The sequence below is a fragment of the Leadbettera azotonutricia ZAS-9 genome (assembly GCF_000214355.1).
GTDB lineage: Bacteria > Spirochaetota > Spirochaetia > Treponematales > Breznakiellaceae > Leadbettera > Leadbettera azotonutricia.
This window is the reverse complement of the sequence record NC_015577.1, coordinates 636,517-653,413: the sequence shown is the minus strand read 5'-3', so window position 1 is coordinate 653,413 and position 16,897 is coordinate 636,517. Positions and strand designations below refer to the sequence as shown.

At 50.9% G+C, this 16,897-nt stretch carries 15 protein-coding genes; 5 read left to right on the top strand and 10 right to left on the bottom strand.

All coding sequences use genetic code 11. From position 1 onward, the window contains the following. Positions 1–362 precede the first annotated feature (362 nt). Positions 363–2,276 (top strand): molecular chaperone HtpG, encoded by a 1,914-nt coding sequence (gene htpG / locus TREAZ_RS02920; protein WP_015710306.1) that lies wholly within the window; start codon positions 363–365, stop codon positions 2,274–2,276. A 23-nt stretch (positions 2,277–2,299) separates the two neighbouring features. Here htpG and TREAZ_RS02915 read toward each other — a convergent pair whose 3' ends face one another. The 8 genes from TREAZ_RS02915 to metK are packed head-to-tail and all read right to left on the bottom strand — an operon-like array spanning position 2,300 to position 11,050. Next, entirely contained in the window at positions 2,300–3,640 is a 1,341-nt protein-coding gene (locus TREAZ_RS02915; protein WP_015710305.1) for a nitrogenase component 1, read from the bottom strand. Next, the gene (locus tag TREAZ_RS02910; RefSeq protein WP_015710304.1) at positions 3,640–5,061 is read right to left on the bottom strand and encodes a nitrogenase component 1; all 1,422 of its coding nucleotides are present in this window, start codon (positions 5,059–5,061) and stop codon (positions 3,640–3,642) included. Before TREAZ_RS02910 ends, TREAZ_RS02915 begins: the two co-directional genes overlap by 1 nt. After that, on the bottom strand, positions 5,062–5,937 hold the full coding sequence (locus TREAZ_RS02905; RefSeq protein ID WP_015710303.1) for a nucleotide-binding protein: 876 nt from the start codon (positions 5,935–5,937) through the stop codon (positions 5,062–5,064). It lies immediately after the preceding gene. A gap of 3 nt (positions 5,938–5,940) precedes the next feature. Beyond that, positions 5,941–6,738: an ABC transporter permease gene (locus TREAZ_RS02900; protein ID WP_015710302.1), complete on the bottom strand. Its 798-nt coding sequence runs from the start codon at positions 6,736–6,738 to the stop codon at positions 5,941–5,943. A gap of 11 nt (positions 6,739–6,749) precedes the next feature. Further along, positions 6,750–7,598, bottom strand: coding sequence for an ABC transporter ATP-binding protein (locus TREAZ_RS02895; protein WP_015710301.1), 849 nt, complete (start codon positions 7,596–7,598; stop codon positions 6,750–6,752). 9 nt (positions 7,599–7,607) lie between these two features. Further along, positions 7,608–8,630, bottom strand: a complete 1,023-nt coding sequence (locus TREAZ_RS02890) for an ABC transporter substrate-binding protein (protein ID WP_015710300.1) — start codon at positions 8,628–8,630, stop codon at positions 7,608–7,610. Positions 8,631–8,657: 27 nt separating this feature from the next. Continuing rightward, on the bottom strand, positions 8,658–9,878 hold the full coding sequence (locus tag TREAZ_RS02885) for a radical SAM protein (protein WP_015710299.1): 1,221 nt from the start codon (positions 9,876–9,878) through the stop codon (positions 8,658–8,660). Further along, positions 9,875–11,050, bottom strand: a complete 1,176-nt coding sequence (gene metK, locus TREAZ_RS02880; RefSeq protein ID WP_015710298.1) for a methionine adenosyltransferase — start codon at positions 11,048–11,050, stop codon at positions 9,875–9,877. Before metK ends, TREAZ_RS02885 begins: the two co-directional genes overlap by 4 nt. Before the next feature lie 136 nt (positions 11,051–11,186). Here metK and TREAZ_RS02875 point away from each other — a divergent pair, with 136 nt between their 5' ends. Genes TREAZ_RS02875 through TREAZ_RS02860 form a run of 4 tightly spaced genes read left to right on the top strand, consistent with a single transcriptional unit; the run spans position 11,187 to position 14,578 of the window. Continuing rightward, positions 11,187–12,563 carry an MATE family efflux transporter gene (locus tag TREAZ_RS02875; RefSeq protein ID WP_015710297.1) on the top strand — a complete coding sequence of 459 codons (1,377 nt, stop codon included), beginning with the start codon at positions 11,187–11,189 and terminating at the stop codon, positions 12,561–12,563. Positions 12,564–12,621: 58 nt separating this feature from the next. After that, positions 12,622–13,488 carry a 4Fe-4S binding protein gene (locus TREAZ_RS02870; protein ID WP_015710296.1) on the top strand — a complete coding sequence of 289 codons (867 nt, stop codon included), beginning with the start codon at positions 12,622–12,624 and terminating at the stop codon, positions 13,486–13,488. Then, a complete protein-coding gene (locus tag TREAZ_RS02865; protein ID WP_015710295.1) occupies positions 13,485–13,754 on the top strand; it encodes a sulfurtransferase TusA family protein in 270 nt (89 codons plus the stop codon). The genes TREAZ_RS02870 and TREAZ_RS02865 overlap by 4 nt, the downstream gene beginning before the upstream one ends. Further along, complete coding sequence (locus tag TREAZ_RS02860; protein WP_015710294.1) at positions 13,754–14,578, top strand: HesA/MoeB/ThiF family protein; 825 nt, start codon at positions 13,754–13,756, stop codon at positions 14,576–14,578. Before TREAZ_RS02865 ends, TREAZ_RS02860 begins: the two co-directional genes overlap by 1 nt. A 52-nt stretch (positions 14,579–14,630) precedes the next feature. Here the strand turns inward: TREAZ_RS02860 and TREAZ_RS02855 are convergent, their stop codons facing one another. Further along, complete coding sequence (locus TREAZ_RS02855; protein WP_015710293.1) at positions 14,631–15,992, bottom strand: sulfate adenylyltransferase subunit 1; 1,362 nt, start codon at positions 15,990–15,992, stop codon at positions 14,631–14,633. Beyond that, positions 15,992–16,894: a sulfate adenylyltransferase subunit CysD gene (gene cysD / locus TREAZ_RS02850; RefSeq protein ID WP_015710292.1), complete on the bottom strand. Its 903-nt coding sequence runs from the start codon at positions 16,892–16,894 to the stop codon at positions 15,992–15,994. Before cysD ends, TREAZ_RS02855 begins: the two co-directional genes overlap by 1 nt. Positions 16,895–16,897: the final 3 nt, after the last annotated feature.

The window sequence follows — 16,897 nt, the reverse complement described above, 5'->3', positions numbered from 1 at the left end:
CGTTTTTAATTGGCGGTTTTTTCCTGCTCTTCCGCAATCATTCCTCTTCCCCTTCGCGTCCTTTGGGGTTATTACATCTTATAATCAACAACCTCGCCGCGGAGCGGACGAAGTATGTTGTTCTCTTGATAAAAAATGATGCGGGGGAAGCGGAGAAGACCGGAACGGAGCTGCGAAGCAGCGGAGCGAGGACTTCGCAGCGTGGGGGAGCAGCGTAGAAATGGCCCGCGATATAGCCTGCGCATTCCCCATAGCAGGAGTCAGGGGTGCGCCCCCTCTTAAAATTTCTAAAAAAAATGCTTGCCCTGCTGCGTCTTTTTTAGTATCTTATATATAAACCATTAAGCACCAAAGGAGTCATCATGGCACAACACCAATTTCAGACCGAGGTGAGCCAGCTGCTGCACCTCATCATCCATTCTCTCTATTCCAACAAGGAGATCTTCCTGCGGGAGCTGGTCTCCAACGCGTCCGACGCACTGGACAAGCTCAAGTACCTGACTGTGGCAGAGGATGCGTATAAATCCATCAGCTTTGAGCCCAGGGTCGATATTTCCTTCTATAAAGAGGGGTCGGACGCCAAGACCGGGACTCTCACCATTGCGGACAACGGCATTGGCATGAACGAGGCTGACCTGGTGGAATCGCTGGGGACCATTGCCCGGTCGGGGACCAAGGCTTTCCTCGAAAAGCTCTCGGCGGACGCGAAAAGGGATTCCAACCTTATCGGGCAGTTCGGGGTGGGGTTCTATTCCGCCTTTATGGTGGCTGACAAGATCGAAGTGATCAGCCGCAAGGCGGGGGAAGAGGCGGCGTGGAAGTGGGTGTCGGAAGGCCAGGCGAGCTACGATATTGAGCCTGCGGCCCGGGACAGCCAGGGCACTACGGTGATACTCCATCTTAACGAGGAAGGGCTGGAATACGCCAACCGCTGGTCCATCGAAGATATTATCAAACGGTACTCCAACCATGTGGCGTTCCCCATCTACCTGACCTATGACGAAAAAGAGTACGACGACAAGGGCAAGGAAAAGTCGAGCAAGACGAAGACTGATCGCATCAATTCGGGGACGGCCATTTGGCGAAGATCCAAGTCTGAGCTCAAGGAAGAAGACTACAAGGAATTCTACAAGCAGCTTGGCCATGACATGGATGATCCCCTCTTTTATGTGCACACCAGGGCGGAGGGGACTCAGGAATACGCTACCCTCTTTTACATTCCCGCAAAGGCGCCTTTCGACATGTACTATGCGGATTACAAGCCCGGGGTCAAGCTCTATGTCAAGCGGGTTTTCATTACCGACGACGACAAGGAGCTTATGCCCGCATGGCTGCGTTTTGTGCGGGGCGTGATTGACAGCGAAGATCTGCCACTCAATGTGAGCCGCGAGATTTTGCAGCAGAATAAAATCCTTCTCAGCATAAAAAATGCTTCGGTCAAAAAGCTGCTTGCGGAATTCAAAACCTTGTCCGAGAACAACAAGGAAAAATGGGAAACTTTTATCGGCCAGTACAACCGCCCCTTAAAGGAAGGGCTCTATCAGGATTATGCAAACCGCGAGGCCCTGCAGGATCTGGTGCGTTTTAAGAGTTCTTCCGCCGAAGGCTGGACGAGTTTTTCCGAATACGTTTCACGGATGAAGGCGGATCAGAAGCACATTTACTACATCACCGGCGGGGATGAAAAAACCCTCAAGGCTTCTCCCCTGCTCGAAGCCTACACCGCCAAGGGCATAGAGGTCCTTGTCATGGCTGACGAGATCGACGACATCGTGATTTCTTCGCTTCACAGTTACCGCAAGGAGACTCCCGGCGCCGACGGCAAGAGCGAGGCCCAGACCTGGGAACTCAAGGCGGTGAACCGTTCCGGGGCTGATGAGGAATTGGGGGAAAAGAAGGACAAGGCGGCGGAAAAAGAAATCAAGCCGGTTATCGAGAAAATCAAGAAGGCTCTGGGCGAGAAAGTGAAAGATGTAAAACTGTCGCGGAGGCTTCACGATTCCCCTTCCTGCATCGTGGCTGACGAGAACGATCCCACCATGCAGATGGCGCAGATGATGAAGGCTATGGGGCAGACTGAAATGCCCGAGATAAAGCCTATTCTGGAAGTGAACGGCGATCATCCCATCGTAGCCCGGCTCAAGGAGATTGAGGACGAGGCGCAGATTGCGGACATTGCGGGGGTGCTGCTGGATCAGGCCCTGCTGGTCGAGGGGCTTAAGCTCAAAGATCCTGCGGATTTTGTGAAGAAGCTTAACCGGCTGCTGTCGAAATAGAGGCTGGCTTCACCCTGTTTTCACTAGAGGGAGACGCTTAACGATTCGAGGAGGCGGCGCTGTTCCGCCTCCTTTTCTGTTTTATGCTGCAAAATGGCGCTTATATAATCCTCGGCAAGGAAATAGGCGCCCCTGATGCCGGCATAGGTTTTGTGCAGCAACAGCCTGTCGCTATTCGGGGCAGAAATGACAAGGCTTTGTATTCCAAGGGCTTTGGCAATCCGGGTTTCCCATGCGCTTCCAAGGATGAATTCAGCGCCGGAGCCGCGTATTATTTCTTCTATTTCGCCGCTGTCGGAACTTTCAATGATCTTTTCGCCCAGGCCCTCGGGAAGGGGCGGCTTGTTTTCGTCCTTGCCATAGCGGTCGGTGAGTATGGCGGCTTTGACGGACGCCCCGAGCTTTTTCTCCAGGAACTTGCCTATCCTGTTTACGCTGCTGGTGTCGCCGGCAAGCACTACATTGCGCGCAAGGGCTTCTAAAAAAAAGACAGTGCTGATACTGCGAAAATAGAACTGATACTGTTGTTCTTCATTTTCGATAAATGCTTTCGCTTTTTCCCGGTCGGCTCCGGGAATTGCAGAAAGGGCCGCAAAAAATTCTTTTGCCTCGTCTATTCCAAGGGGAAGGCTGTCAAATACGGTATAGGGGATTCCGTATTTGGATTTGAGCTGCTCTGCAGGGGCAATGCCCCAGTGGGAAAAAACCAGGGTATGCCCGGCTTGCACGCTCCGCTCCAGATCCCCTACCCCATCAGGGGTTCCGAAAAAAATATTTGCCTTAAGGCCGGCCGCTTCGACAAGCCGCCTGATTTCTTCGAGGTCGCCTTTATAAAAAACATCGGTTTTGGGAAGAATGCCCAGAATATTGACAAGGCCCTTTGTTTTTTCGGTATTAAGCTTTTTAATTTCGGGAAGCTGCTGCAGTACGGATTGCAATACATTCGCGTAGCCGTTATGGCTCCCGCCCCTGAACCCTGTTGCGGGATAGCAAAGCGCAGGCAGGGAAATATCCCTGGCTTCCTTTGCCATGGCTGCCAAATCATCGCCGACCATGGCTGCTTCGCAGCTCCCCAGGATCACGTAGAGCCGGCCTTCGATTACTTTCGCGGCATTCTTAATTTCTTCCCTGAGCCGGGATGCGCCGCCGAATACTATCTGCTTTTCTATTACTTCTGTGGCGGGGATCTCGGGGCCGGATATTCCCCCTGCTGCCAAAACCCCGGCCCTGTCAAAATTATAGTGCTGATACACGCAGCCTGCATTTGCATGCACAATGGGAACCGTCCCGGATATCTCTTCCAGTGTTTTAAGAGCGCCATGAAGTTCGCAGCCATGGCGGGGGTTCTTCAATATGCTGTGCATTACTTCACCTCGACCTTGACATACCAGTTGCCGCTCCGTTTGAGCCAGCTTTCGGAGTAGAGTGAAGCGGTTTTACCGTCTTCGGTCGGGGAGATGCCGACGGGGAATATGCCGGCTGCGGAAATTTTTTGCAATTCAGAGGATAATTTTTCTAGTCCGCTATATCCGTAATAGCTTATACTATCCAGGGAAAGAGCTTGGGCGCCAAAACGCGCGGCTGTGGCGGAGCTATCGCTGTCGCCAATATAAAAATCCGCAGGATGTTTCGAAAGCGCATTGGCAAGTTCAAACTGCTGGCCTTTGGCTATAATAAACGGGAGAGTCCTGGGCAGGCCGGAAAGTTCCTTTAACAGAAATTCATTTCCCTTGTCCAAATGGGGAACGGCAAGGCCCAGTACTTCCCCGCCGAATTCTTCAACCAGGGCCGCAAAACTTACAGCCCTATGCAGATCCATATTGAGGAAGACCTTTTTCCCGCCAAGGGGTTTATTGCCGATACTGGCAGCAATACCCTTTTCTTCTTCTGCTATCAATTTTTCGGCCTTTTCCCCGCTGCCAAAGACTTGAGCAATCTTTCTTATAAAGTCTGAAGTTTGGGCTGAACCTATAGGAGGGTTTGTTTTAATCCAGGGTACGCTGAAGTTTTCTTCAAGGCCCTGGAGAAAATATTCATTCTCGCCATCGTCAAGGGAAATGCTGAACAAAGCACCGGAAGCCTTTTGAATTCCCCGGATTCCGGAAAAATGCGGAATAATATTGCAGGGTATATCCAGGCGCTTAAGCAGTTCCGCTATTACAAAAACATTTTCCGGGTTTTCAGAAAGGCTTATCAAATTTATGAACCGGGTATTTGCATCCTGCACTGGTTCAACCAGATATTTTAAAAAAGAATGGTACACTTGATCATAACCTGAAAGGGCGTTCTTGGTTCTGAATCCGTTTACATCGATATAAATGATTTTGCAGCCAAGCTCGTCCTCAAGTTCCAGTATTACCGAATCTACATCATCGTTATTAATTGCATTGATGGGGGTCCCGATAATAAAAATAACCGATGGATGGTTTTCCTTATAAGCCCTGACAACGGCTGTACGAAGTTTTTCATCTCCCCCCAGAATGGTGTCGCTTTCGTTGAGATTGGTAGTATAGAAATTATAAGATGAATTTTTTCCCAATGCGAAGCTTGAAGCTGAACAGCCTATGCCGCCATGTATTACCGCTGCCGAACCTGTTATACCGCTTACTGCGTTAAGGGCATACAAAACCTCGCCCGGCGAACTTTGGCTTAAGGTACGAACACGCTGGGGAATTTCAGTGCCCGAACTGTCTTCCAAAATGGAAACCAAAGTGCCGTGATAATGGCTTAAAGCGCCGCTGCGTTTTTCCCTGGTCAGGGCTCTTCTCGTATCAAATAGGGGCATTTATATTCCCTCTCGCCCTTCTACTACGCCGAGTTCCAGCTTGAAGATTTTATCCCCCCAATCTTTTGCCCAGGAACGGAGATCCGCTGCAGCCAGGGGGTTCGGGATGACCAGATCCTCGTTTTCCGATACTTTTTTTGCAAGCTCCCTGTAGAGCCCGGCGTGCTCCGATTCGGGACTGGCTTCAATCACCGTCTTTCCGTAGAGTTCGCTTTGGGACACGGTAAGCGATCGGGGTATGTAACCTGTCACGCCGGCGCCGGTTCTTTTGGCAAAATCGTCGATGATACCCTGGGAATATGCCGCCGAAAGGCCATTGCCTATAACTCCGCCGAGTTTTGCCCCGCCTGTGGGGGCGTACTTGCTGATTGCCTTAAAAAGATTATTGGCTGCGTAAATAGCCATAAAATCCGATGAGCTTACCACATACGCCCTGTCGGTAATTCCATCCCTGATGGGCACTGCGAAACCGCCGCAGACCACGTCTCCCAGCACATCATAGAGAACAAAGTCGGGCTTGAATTCATCAAAAAGATGAAGCTCCTGCAATAAAGTCACTGCTGCATTTATTCCGCGTCCGGCGCACCCTACCCCCGGTACAGGCCCGCCGGACTCAATACAGAGTACGCCGCCGAAGCCAAGCCGCGAAATATCCTCAAGGTGGACCTTGCTGCCGTCCCTCATGCTGTCAAGGACAGTGGGCAGATACTCATTGCCCCGCAAGACATTGGTAGAATCGCTTTTGGGATCGCAGCCTATCTGAATTACCCTGTACCCTGCCTCGGCAAGGGAAGCGCTGATATTGGAGGTGGTAGTGGATTTACCGATGCCTCCCTTTCCGTAGATCGCAATATGTTTTGCCTTTTGATTAGCCATGATTTATCCTGTACGGCCCTGATCAAATTCTTTGGTATCGTTGATGCCATAACGCTTGAGTATACCCTTGCCCAAAAGCCGCAAGCCCTGATCCGTGAGAAAGCCTATGAGACCAAGCACAATGACGCCTGCAAGAATCCAGTCTATGCGGAAATAAAGCCGGGAAGTAAAGATGAGGTAACCGAGACCTTCCTTGGCTGCAATCATTTCCGCAGCCACTATCGAAGTGTACGCGCCGCCCATGCCAAGGCGCACACCGGTAAAGATGAAGGGTACGCAGGAGGGAAGTATCACATGGAAGAGGATTTGAGCCTCGCTGGTACCTAAAGTACGAGCAGCCAAAATACGGTTTTCATCGATGCTCAGGACGCCACTCGCGGTATTGATAATGACAGTAAAACAAGTGGCGTACATAATCAGAATGGTTTTGGATTTTTCGCCCACCCCGAACCACATAATGAAAAGGGTAAGAAAAGCAATAGCCGGAATAAAGCGGAAATAGTCGATGACCGGCTCCACCAGCTGCCGAACTATCCTGTTGCGGCCTATGAGTATGCCTATGGGGACTGCTACAGCACAACCGATGAGCCACCCTTTGATTACCCGCCAAAGGCTCACCCCTGCAAATTTAAAAAGGGTTCCATCCAGAATAATTTCCCTGGCCCCGATTAAGGTTTCCAGCGGGCTGGGCAGGAAGGTGGAAGAATAGAAGAGGGAAAAGACCCACCAAATAGCTATCAGCAATACCCAGGTAACTATCCCCGAACGGATCAGGAACCGGGCAGAATTCACGCCGCTCATAGGAACTCCTTTTAAATGCCGCCGCCGAAATCAAAATGCCCCTGAATCCGGCTGAAGAGATCCTGGAATTTCGGATCAGATTCTTTCCGGGGGTAGGGCAGATCGGTGTCATAGGTTTTAAAAATCTTCGCATTGGGCGCCCGGGACATAATATGGATATGCTGTCCCAGCAGGATGGCTTCCTGAATATCATGGGTGACAAAAACAATGGTGTTATTCGTTTCCCGCCAGGTCCTGGCCAATTCCCCCTGCATGATCCGACGAGTCTGGGCATCCAGGGCGCCGAAAGGTTCATCCATTACCAGGATATCCGAATCGTTGGCGAGAAGCCTGGCAATCTGGGTGCGCTGTTTCATACCCCCAGAAAGCTCGTTGGGAAATTTCTTCTCATGACCGTTCAAGCCAACCAATGCGATATAATGCAGGGCTGTTACACGGCGTTCCTTTTTATTAACCCCCCTCATCTTGAGGCCGAATTCCACATTTTGCTGTACTGTGAGCCAGGGGAAGATCGCCGAATCCGCATTCTGGAAAACCATGCCCCGATCCCTGCCGGGCTTTTCGATCTTCTTTCCATAAATGGTTACTTCCCCGCCGGAATTCTTAAGATACCCTACAATAACATTGAGAAGAGTGGATTTTCCACAGCCAGAAGGACCCAGGAGTATATGGAATTCGCCTTTTTGGATTTCGAGGTTCACCCCGGCAAGGACATTGACCGGGGCTTCCTTTTTTTCACCCTGATAGCTCAGGGACATATCCTTAATCCGGATCAGGGGGCCGCTGTAGACGGGCTGCCCCACCGCAGCCTCGTCCCTAATGGCGGTACGCAGATCATTAATCACTGCTGCTTCCGACATAATTATTCCTTATTGGACAGTTACCCGATCAGGCAGGGCATTGCGCAAGGGCTTCAGATCCACAAAATCGTTGATGTTGTAACGGTTCCTGATAAGGCCGTTGTCAATCGACCAATTTGCCACATTGGTGATCTGATCCAGATCTTCCTGGGTAAGCCTGAGTTCGTAATTTATTGCCGAGATGCTTTTAAGAGCTGCATCCAGGGGTATCTTCAGATCATCGTAAGCTATCTTGGCGGTTTCATCGGGATGGCCCTTTATATAAGCAGTCGCCTCGTCCAGGGCTTTCAGGAAGCGTTCCACACCGGCGGGCTCTTTGGCGATCACATCCGCGTCCAGGAGCAGGAAACCCCGGGACAGATAGCCCGAGAGGGAGTTGTCCCCCAGGTTCCTGCTGGCAGGGATCTCCTGTATGGCTTTTTCAATATCAGCGCCCACCCAGAGGGCGTCTATTTCGTTGGACTGATAAGCAGCCAGGAGTTCCGCATTGGAACCCAGGTACACATGGTTTACATCTTCTTTCTTGAGGCCATATTTTTCAAAAAGCCGGGCCCAGGTATACTCGTTGGCAGTAGCCTTCTGTACGCCAATGCGCTTCCCCTTAAGATCAGCCGGGGTCTTGATGTCATTGTGCCGCACATAAAGGTGGCTCCCCCCGGGAACCGAGGTAGTGATGGTAGCCAACACCCTGAGCTTGTTGCTCTCAGAGAACCGGGAAGCCGCCGCAAAATCCATGGCTTCGGCTGAATCCGTTTCACCAAGGATGGCGGCATTTATGGTATCAATGCCATAGGAGAAGGTTAATATTTCAGCTTTGATATTGTATTTATCAAAAATACCCGCCTTCTGGGCAACCCGGAACTGGTAGGAAAAATTGGCGCTGTCGGCCCCGACCCTTATGACGAAGGGTTTTTCTGCCACAGCCGCAGACCCGGCAGCAGGAGCTGCCGCTTCTTTTTTACCAGAGCAACTAAAGAGAACGAGGGACGTTATTAACACTATTGCAACTAATGGCAACTTTACTGTTTTCATAAAATTTCTTCCTTTTGATTAAACTGTTTATGCGGTATATTTAAGTTTTTCCGCTTCGTTGAGCTCGATCCCCTGTTCCAGACGGTAGAGGTCAAAGGGGACCGCATCGGTTCCTGCATTTGAATCCCGCAGTTCGTCCCAGGTGATCCCATGCTTGATATAGAGGGTCACGGTCTTTTCAAAGACATCCCAGTGCCAGTCCTGGTTCGGAGTCCTGTGCCCCTCAAGGGGTGAACCCACGTTCACGTTCCACTGGCTCGGCTGGGCAATGACACCCCGTTCGATCAGATATTCTACCCCTTCAAGAAGGGACTCTTTGGGTTCAATGCCTGCCACCATGGTGGAACGCACCTTGTATTTTCCAAAAACCCTCACTTCTTCATCCAGGGCATTGAGCCAATTCTGCCGGCCCCCGCAAAGCTGGGCTTTCCCGGGACAAATCACATCGAACATCTTTTCGTTCCAGAGTTCTATATTTGTCGCCATAGTACGATAGCCCGCTTCCTTGTATTTTTCAAAAACATCCAGATCCAAAGGCGCCCCGATAACGCCGGTACCGTTAAAATCCTGAAGCCCTGTATGTTCCTGAATCGCCTCTGCCACATCGATGTAGTATTCCACTTCACGGCGCTCGGAAATAAATCCTCCACTGATTGTCACATGGTCAAAGCCTTCGTTGTAGCCTGCCGCAATGGTTTCGCCCACCTGCTGAGGGGTCTTCCATTTAATGTTCTGGGAATCGCCATAAATGGATTTGGTCGCATTGATATTGCAAAAGCGGCAATCCAGGCCCTTCTCTTTTAGAGAGCATTCGTTGCTGTATGAAACAAACATCGCCCCGTTCCCGTTATCCGTGGCTACAGTCCGCATGTCTGTCCCGTCAGAAGTCTTGCGCCGGTAATAGTCAGGCCGTTTTGCAAACTTGACCTTTTCTATAACCGGCTTGCCCTGATCCCGAATGTTGAACTGTCCATCCTCGTACACCAGGGAAAGGGGGCTCTGCTGGTTCCACCGTATCTGGGTGCGGTAATTTCCCAGGGGGGTGAGAAAGCATCCGGGAAATTCCACTGAATTGTGGGCATGCTTATCAACCGCAAAAAGCACATTCACCTGTTCGATGAACCTGTTCCCCAGATCCAGGTTTTTGAAAATCCCGGGTTCAAAAGAGAGGCCTTCAACCAGGATACGGTTTTTCAGGTAAATCTCATCCAACAGTTTTGATTTCTTAACTTCTCCATAAATGCTCATGAAATACTCCTTTTAAGAACTTCGACTTTATCCAATTTTTCCCAGGGGAGATCGATGTCCGCCCTGCCAAAATGGCCATACGCTGCAGTCTGCCTGTAGATGGGCCTGCGCAGATTGAACTGCTTGATAATCCCATCGGGGCGCAGATCAAATTCTTTTTCTATGATTGCCACGATTTTTTCTTCAGGCAGTTTTCCTGTGCCGAAGGTATCCACCGCGATAGAAACAGGCCGGGCAACCCCGATTGCATAAGCGATCTCCACTTCAAGGCGTTTTGCAAAACCGGCTGCCACAAGGTTCTTGGCAATCCACCGGGCTGCATAAGCTGCGGATCTGTCCACCTTGGTCGGATCCTTGCCGGAAAAAGCGCCGCCTCCGTGGCGGCCTACCCCTCCGTAGGTATCGACCACAATTTTTCTGCCTGTGAGCCCCGAATCTCCCTGGGGTCCACCCACATGAAAACGGCCAGTCGGGTTTATCAGATACCTGGTCTGGGCATCCAAAAGCTCCCCGGGCAGGGCTGCTTTTATCACCTTTTGGATTATCCCTTCCCTTAGGGTTTCCTGGCTCACCTCGGCGTCATGCTGGGCCGAGAGCACAATAGTATGAATACGCTTAACTTTCCCTGCGTCGTCATACTCAACGGTCACCTGGGATTTGCCATCGGGCCTCAAGTACGGTAAGGTTCCATTTTTCCGAACCTCCGCCAGTTTTCGGGTAAGGGCGTGGGCATAGAATATGGGCGCCGGAAGATACACCGGGGTTTCGTCGGAAGCATAGCCAAATACCATGCCCTGATCCCCCGCGCCAGTTTCCTGATCATCCTTGCCCTCCCTTGCCTCAAGAGCCTTGTTCACTCCCTGGGCAATATCCGGGGACTGTTCATCCAAGGCTACCAGGACTGCGCATGTTTTTGCATCGAAGCCCCCCGAATTATCCGTATAGCCGATTTCGGCAATAGTCTTCCTGACCACATTAGGTATATCCACGTATGCTTTGGTTGAAATTTCCCCGGCCACCAGCACCAGCCCGGTAGTGGCCAGGGTTTCACACGCTACACGGGACTCCGGATCTTCTTTGAGAAGGGCATCCAGAATCGAATCCGAGATCTGATCGCAGAGTTTGTCCGGATGACCTTCGGTTACCGATTCTGATGTAAAAAGCCGTGCCATTTGGGCCTCCCTAAAATTCTTATAATTCCGATCACTTTTATAGGATATAATACATAGGTATTTAATAAGATTTATAAGATCTTGTCAATACTTTTTTAAGTTTTTCCTGTAAAATCGAAAAAAAAGAAGGAAAATAATGCCTGAACAGAAGAGTGAGCGATTTATCCAGATGACTACCGCGCCGGTAATAGGCTTGGTGCTGAGACTGGCGGTTCCCAGCATCGTGATCATGCTCATTTCCGCTCTGTATAATATGGCAGATACCTACTTTGTGGGTTCTCTGGGAACAAGCGCGGTTGCGGCGGTAGGCGTGTCATTTCCCCTCATGGCCATCATACAGGCTATGGGCTTTTTTTTCGGCCAGGGATCGGGGAACTACATGTCCAGAGTGCTGGGCGCCAGGGAAACAGAAAAGGCCTCCTGCATGGCCGCCACGGGTTTTATCTCTGCCTTTGTCTTCGTAGCCATACTCTGCGTCCTTGGCCTTATCTTCAGAGGGCCTCTGGCATTGGCCCTGGGTTCAACACCGACTATACTCCCCTACGCTACAGAATATCTCTTCTATATATTACTGGCCGGTCCATGGATGACCTCCTCAATGGTGCTGAACCAGCAGCTCCGCTTTCAGGGCAGCGCTTCCATGGCCCTGGTCGGCATGGTTTCGGGGGCAATCCTCAATATCTTTTTGGATCCCCTCTTCATCTTTGTTTTTAGCATGGGGATAAAAGGGGCTGCGATTGCCACCATGATAAGCCAGATGGTGAGTTTCCTCATACTCTGGAGCTGCTGCAAAAAGAAAGAGAACATCCCCATTAAGTTCAGCCATTTTTCCCCAAGCTTCTCGATATACCGCGAAATGATAAAAGGCGGCCTCCCCGCCCTGCTTCGCCAGGGCCTCATGAGCATTGCGACAGTGATCATCAACCACATGGCGGGCATACATGGGGATGCGGGCATTGCGGCCATCTCCATTGTCAACAGGGTCTACATGTTCGCAGGCTCCTTAATGCTCGGCTTCGGCCAAGGCTTCCAGCCTGTCTGCGGCTTTAACTACGGGGCCAAACTCTACAAGCGCTTGAAAAAGGCCTTCTGGTTCTGCGTGCGCCTCTCGACCTGCGTCCTTTTTGCGGCTGCTGTTTTGCTTGCTATCTTTGCGCCTGTGATCATCGCCTTCTTCCGCGAAGATGATCCCGAAGTTATACGCATAGGTACCCTGGGGCTCAGGCTCTACTGCATCAGCCTCCCCTTCTCAGCCTGGGTGGTAATGAGCAACATGATGACCCAGACCATGGGCAAGGCTCTGGAGGCTTCTATATTGTCCATGTCAAGACAAGGGCTTTTTCTCCTCCCCGGCCTCTTCATACTTACCCCTCTTCTTGGCCTTTTCGGGATACAGCTAGCCCTGCCTGTGGCGGATCTCATGGCTTTCATCCTGGCAATCCCTCTTGCAAACCGGGTGCTGAGGCAGCTCAAGGAAGAGCCCGCAGCAGCGCCGAACAACGCGCAAACTTGACCCATTACCTATTTTCATGTTATCTTATAATGCCTAGTGTTTTAGTAAGGAGTTATGAATGGCTGAAACAGATTATGCCGCCCTAAAAAAGGACGGATTCATGCGGCAGGTTCAAAAAGACAAATTCTCCATGCGGCTCAAAGTTATAGGCGGGCAGATAGGTTCAGCCCAGCTTGACAAGATCAGCGAGGTTGCCAGGAAATACGGCAAGGGCTATGTGCACTTCACCTCCCGCCAGGGGGTCGAAATCCCCTTCATTGATCTTGCGGATATCGAAAAAGTGAAGCAGGATCTGGCCTCGGCGAATGTGCTGATCGGGGTCTGCGGCCCCAGGGTCAGGACAGTGACGGCCTGTCAGGGCAAAACAGTCTGCCCTTCGGGGTCTATAGAAACCAGCGATCTGGCAAAAGAGCTCGACCAGCGCTACTTCGGCCTCGAACTGCCCCACAAATTCAAGATTGGGATCACAGGCTGCAAGAACAATTGCCTCAAGGCCGAGGAAAACGACTTCGGCATCAAGGGCGGCATCTTCCCGGTCTGGGAAAAACCAGCCTGTACCTTCTGCGGAGTCTGCGAAGCAGTGTGCCCCGTGAACGTCGTCAAGGTTGATAAAGATAAAAAAGATCTAGCCTTTGATGAAAAGGGCTGCGTCTATTGCGGCAAGTGCGTCAAAAGCTGCCCCACAGAAGCCTGGAAGGGCAAGAGCGGCTATGTGCTCTCATTCGGCGGTATGTTCGGCAATGACATAAAAGAAGGACTCCGCCTCCTTCCCCTGATCTTTGAAAAACCCCAGGTTTTTAAGGCTGCCGACGGGGTCATCAAATTTTACAAAGCCCATGGCAAGCCCTCAGAACGCCTGGGAAAAACCATAGCCCGTATAGGCGCCGACGTTCTTAAAAAAGATTTAGAGGAGGCCCTTGCATGAGCGACGCCCAGCATATAGACGCAAAGGTGGATATCACCACTGTAGTGTGCCCTGTTACCTTTGTAAAAACCAAAGTTGCCCTTGAAGAACTGGACGATGGACAGGTGCTCGAAGTCCGCCTCAATGCAGGCGAGCCCATTCAGAATGTTCCCCGCAGCCTTAAAGACGAGGGCCACAAGGTGACAAATGTCACACAATCGGAGGACGGCACCTTTCTCCTCACGGTGGTCAAGGGGGGACTTTCTTCCTCCGCAGGAGTTAACTGATGGCCTTTTCCGATGAACAGCTTGAACGCTATTCACGCCATATTATATTGAAGGAAGTTGGCGTCAAAGGCCAGAAGCGCATCATGGGGGGCAAAGTCCTCATCATAGGCGCGGGCGGCCTGGGCGCGCCAGCAGCCATGTACCTTGCGGCCGCCGGCATGGGAACCATAGGCATAGCCGACGCAGATGTTGTGGACCTCTCCAACCTCCAGCGCCAGATCATCCACTCCACTCCGGATGTGGGAAAGCCCAAGGTCATCTCGGCAAAAGAGACCATGAACGCCATGAATCCCGATGTCGAAGTGGTCACCTACCATGAATGGATCAATTCGAGCAATATCACTGATATTATAAAAGACAGGGATTACGATTTTATTATTGATGGTACTGATAACTTTCCCATCAAATTTTTGATCAACGATGCCTGTGTCATGCTGGGCAAGCCCTTTTCCCACGCAGGGATAATACGCTTCCAGGGCCAGCTTTTGACCTACATTCCGGGTAAAGGCCCCTGCTACCGCTGCGTGTTCCAAAACCCGCCGCCTGCCGACGCAGTCCCAACCTGCCGCCAGGCCGGCGTGCTCGGAGTCATGGGCGGGGTCATCGGTACCCTCCAGGCCACTGAAGCCCTCAAATATCTTTTGGGTATGGAGGGCCTTCTCAACGGATACCTTTTGACCTATAACGCCCTAACTATGGATTTCCGCAAGGTCAAGCTTTCGCACAACCCCGATTGCCAGGTCTGCGGTGAACATCCGACAATTAAAACGCTGATTGATTATGAACAGGCGGTGTGCGATCTGAAGGAGTATCATAACGGGTAATAAGCAGGCGCTTTAATCATTAACCACAACAGCCTTTGTTAACGCAGAAATGCTACTCGAACCGCTGAGGAAAATACTTCTTTAGCAGAGCAAAAAGCTCTTCTTCAAAGTTGTCTTTGCCGGCAAGGCCCTCAAAACTGTTGAGGCTTTCCCAGGATTTCTTTGCGCTCAGGTTTTCCAGGATAATGCCGCCCCCTGAAGCATCGTAACCATCCACCAACACAAAGCGGCCCAGATCGGCGTTGTCATAAAAACTGGAGATCGCTGTAGGCCGGGCAAAGCCGAGTATCACGCTGCCGCACTCATGGCGGCGGAGTTCATCGTATTCTTCCCGGTCGTCGCCAAGGAAGCTTTCGATTTTTTCGAGTCTTGCCTCTACCCTGGCGCAGCCGAGTTTTAGGAGGTAGGTTTTGTTGAAGCCTAAAGGTCTCATCCCCAGCCAAATTACATTGGCCCTAACCCGGGTACTGGTTTCTACAAGGGATTTTTCCAGGGACTTAACCATCACCTCGCCGCTTTTGATATAGATCTCTTCCTCAAGAGTCAGGCCCGCAGCCTCTCCGGTGCTAATGCTTGACCTCGGCGGGGCATTCCAGACTTCGATATTTTTGACATGGGCAGTTTTTTTTGAAGGCAGGAAGGTTACAGAATCGCCTACGAAAATTTCACCGCTTACCACGGTTCCCGCATAAATGCGCCTATCGTCATTATCGTTGCTAAAACGGTAGACATCCTGCACAGGCATGGCAAAAAAACTGTTTTCGTTAGTAGAAAGACGCTTAAAACTATCGAGTATTTCCAGTACCGTGCTCCCGGTGTACCAGGGCATTTCGGAGGCTGGTTCGGTAATGTTCTTGCCCTCCCTGGCGCTCACCGGCACAAAAGCCAGGGGTTTTACCTTGAGGGTTTCAAGGTACGCGGTATATTCATTTTTGATACGTTCAAATACCTGTTCGTCGTAATTCACGGCGTCAAGTTTGTTTACTGCTACGAGAACCTGGGAAATACCCAGAAGGGAAAGAAGGAGACCATGACGCTTGGAATTTTCCGCCACCCCTTCGACTGCGTCAATTACCAATACTGCGGCCTCGGCACGGGAAGCGCCGCTCAGCATATTTCGCAAAAACTCAATATGCCCCGGCGCATCAATGATAATATATTCACGTTTTTTGCTTTTAAAAAAAATACGGGCACTGTCTATGGTAATGCCCTGTTTCTGCTCGTCTTCAAGGGCGTCAAGCAAAAAGGCATATTCAAAGACCCTGCCGTTTTTCTTGCACGAATCTTTTACCGCTTGCAGCTTGCCCTCGGGTAGGGTAAGGGTATCTGCCAAAAGACGGCCCACCAAGGTACTCTTGCCGTGATCCACATGGCCTGTAATGACAATATTCATCCTTTCATGCAAATCGTCCATTACATGTATCCCTCTTTGCGCAAGGTTTCCAAAGTGCCGCCACCGTCCTTATCCTGGGCCCGGCCTGAACGTTCTGCAATATTCCTGAATTTCCCGCTGATAAGTTCTTCGATGATTTCTTTTGGGTTATGGGCGTCGGAGTCCACCGGATTGGTGCAGGGGTAGCAGCCTAAAGACCGGTAACGCTTACCGTCTCCCTGGTTATAGTAAACCGAAATGGTAGGTATCTTTTCCCTTTCTATATATTCCCAGACATTGAGTTCAGTCCAGTCCAAAAGGGGATGCACCCGCACATGGGTTCCCGGAGCAAATTCGGTTTTATAGAGGTTCCAAAGTTCCGGAGGCTGGGCGCTGGCATCCCATTCGTTCTTTTCGTCTCTGGCGGAAAAAACCCGTTCCTTGGAACGGCTCCCCTCCTCGTCGCTGCGGACCCCCACTATTACTGCGTTATACGGCTCGGCCCTTTCCAGTTCTTCCCAAGCGTCTTTATTGGGATCATAAACCCTGCGGGGGCCTGTGCCGTCCAAAGTCTGCCTAAGAGGAATTGTCTTTAATTCCTTGCAGCAGCTGATGCGGTCCAGACCGTCAGGAAAAGTACGTTTTTCTGCAATTGCTTTGATGTTTTGCCCTACAACAAGGCGCAGTTTGAGCTCTTTTGCGAGCCTGTCGCGGTATGCGATCATCTCGGGGATCTTGAAGCTTGTGTCTATGTGGATTAATTCAAAAGGCACATGGCCGAAAAAAGCCTTTTTCGCAAGCCACAGCAATACAGTGCTATCCTTGCCTATGGACCAAAGCATACCGATATTCTTAAACGATTTATACGCTTCTCTTATGATAAAAACACTCTGGGATTCAAGTTTGTCCAGTTTGCTCAGTCTTCCGGTTTTTGCATCACTCATATT

What these genes read in the sequence shown, in the direction of transcription:
- TREAZ_RS02910 (WP_015710304.1), bottom strand. Translation starts at nt 5,061, where the DNA reads ATGCCCCTATTTGATACGAGAAGAGCCCTGACCAGGGAAAAACGCAGC.
- TREAZ_RS02895 (WP_015710301.1), bottom strand. Translation starts at nt 7,598, where the DNA reads ATGTCGGAAGCAGCAGTGATTAATGATCTGCGTACCGCCATTAGGGAC.
- TREAZ_RS02885 (WP_015710299.1), bottom strand. Translation starts at nt 9,878, where the DNA reads ATGAGCATTTATGGAGAAGTTAAGAAATCAAAACTGTTGGATGAGATT.
- TREAZ_RS02860 (WP_015710294.1), top strand. Translation starts at nt 13,754, where the DNA reads ATGGCCTTTTCCGATGAACAGCTTGAACGCTATTCACGCCATATTATA.
- cysD (WP_015710292.1), bottom strand. Translation starts at nt 16,894, where the DNA reads ATGAGTGATGCAAAAACCGGAAGACTGAGCAAACTGGACAAACTTGAA.
- TREAZ_RS02865 (WP_015710295.1), top strand. Translation starts at nt 13,485, where the DNA reads ATGAGCGACGCCCAGCATATAGACGCAAAGGTGGATATCACCACTGTA.
- TREAZ_RS02855 (WP_015710293.1), bottom strand. Translation starts at nt 15,992, where the DNA reads ATGGACGATTTGCATGAAAGGATGAATATTGTCATTACAGGCCATGTG.
- TREAZ_RS02900 (WP_015710302.1), bottom strand. Translation starts at nt 6,738, where the DNA reads ATGAGCGGCGTGAATTCTGCCCGGTTCCTGATCCGTTCGGGGATAGTT.
- TREAZ_RS02915 (WP_015710305.1), bottom strand. Translation starts at nt 3,640, where the DNA reads ATGCACAGCATATTGAAGAACCCCCGCCATGGCTGCGAACTTCATGGC.
- TREAZ_RS02875 (WP_015710297.1), top strand. Translation starts at nt 11,187, where the DNA reads ATGCCTGAACAGAAGAGTGAGCGATTTATCCAGATGACTACCGCGCCG.
- TREAZ_RS02870 (WP_015710296.1), top strand. Translation starts at nt 12,622, where the DNA reads ATGGCTGAAACAGATTATGCCGCCCTAAAAAAGGACGGATTCATGCGG.
- TREAZ_RS02905 (WP_015710303.1), bottom strand. Translation starts at nt 5,937, where the DNA reads ATGGCTAATCAAAAGGCAAAACATATTGCGATCTACGGAAAGGGAGGC.
- metK (WP_015710298.1), bottom strand. Translation starts at nt 11,050, where the DNA reads ATGGCACGGCTTTTTACATCAGAATCGGTAACCGAAGGTCATCCGGAC.
- htpG (WP_015710306.1), top strand. Translation starts at nt 363, where the DNA reads ATGGCACAACACCAATTTCAGACCGAGGTGAGCCAGCTGCTGCACCTC.
- TREAZ_RS02890 (WP_015710300.1), bottom strand. Translation starts at nt 8,630, where the DNA reads ATGAAAACAGTAAAGTTGCCATTAGTTGCAATAGTGTTAATAACGTCC.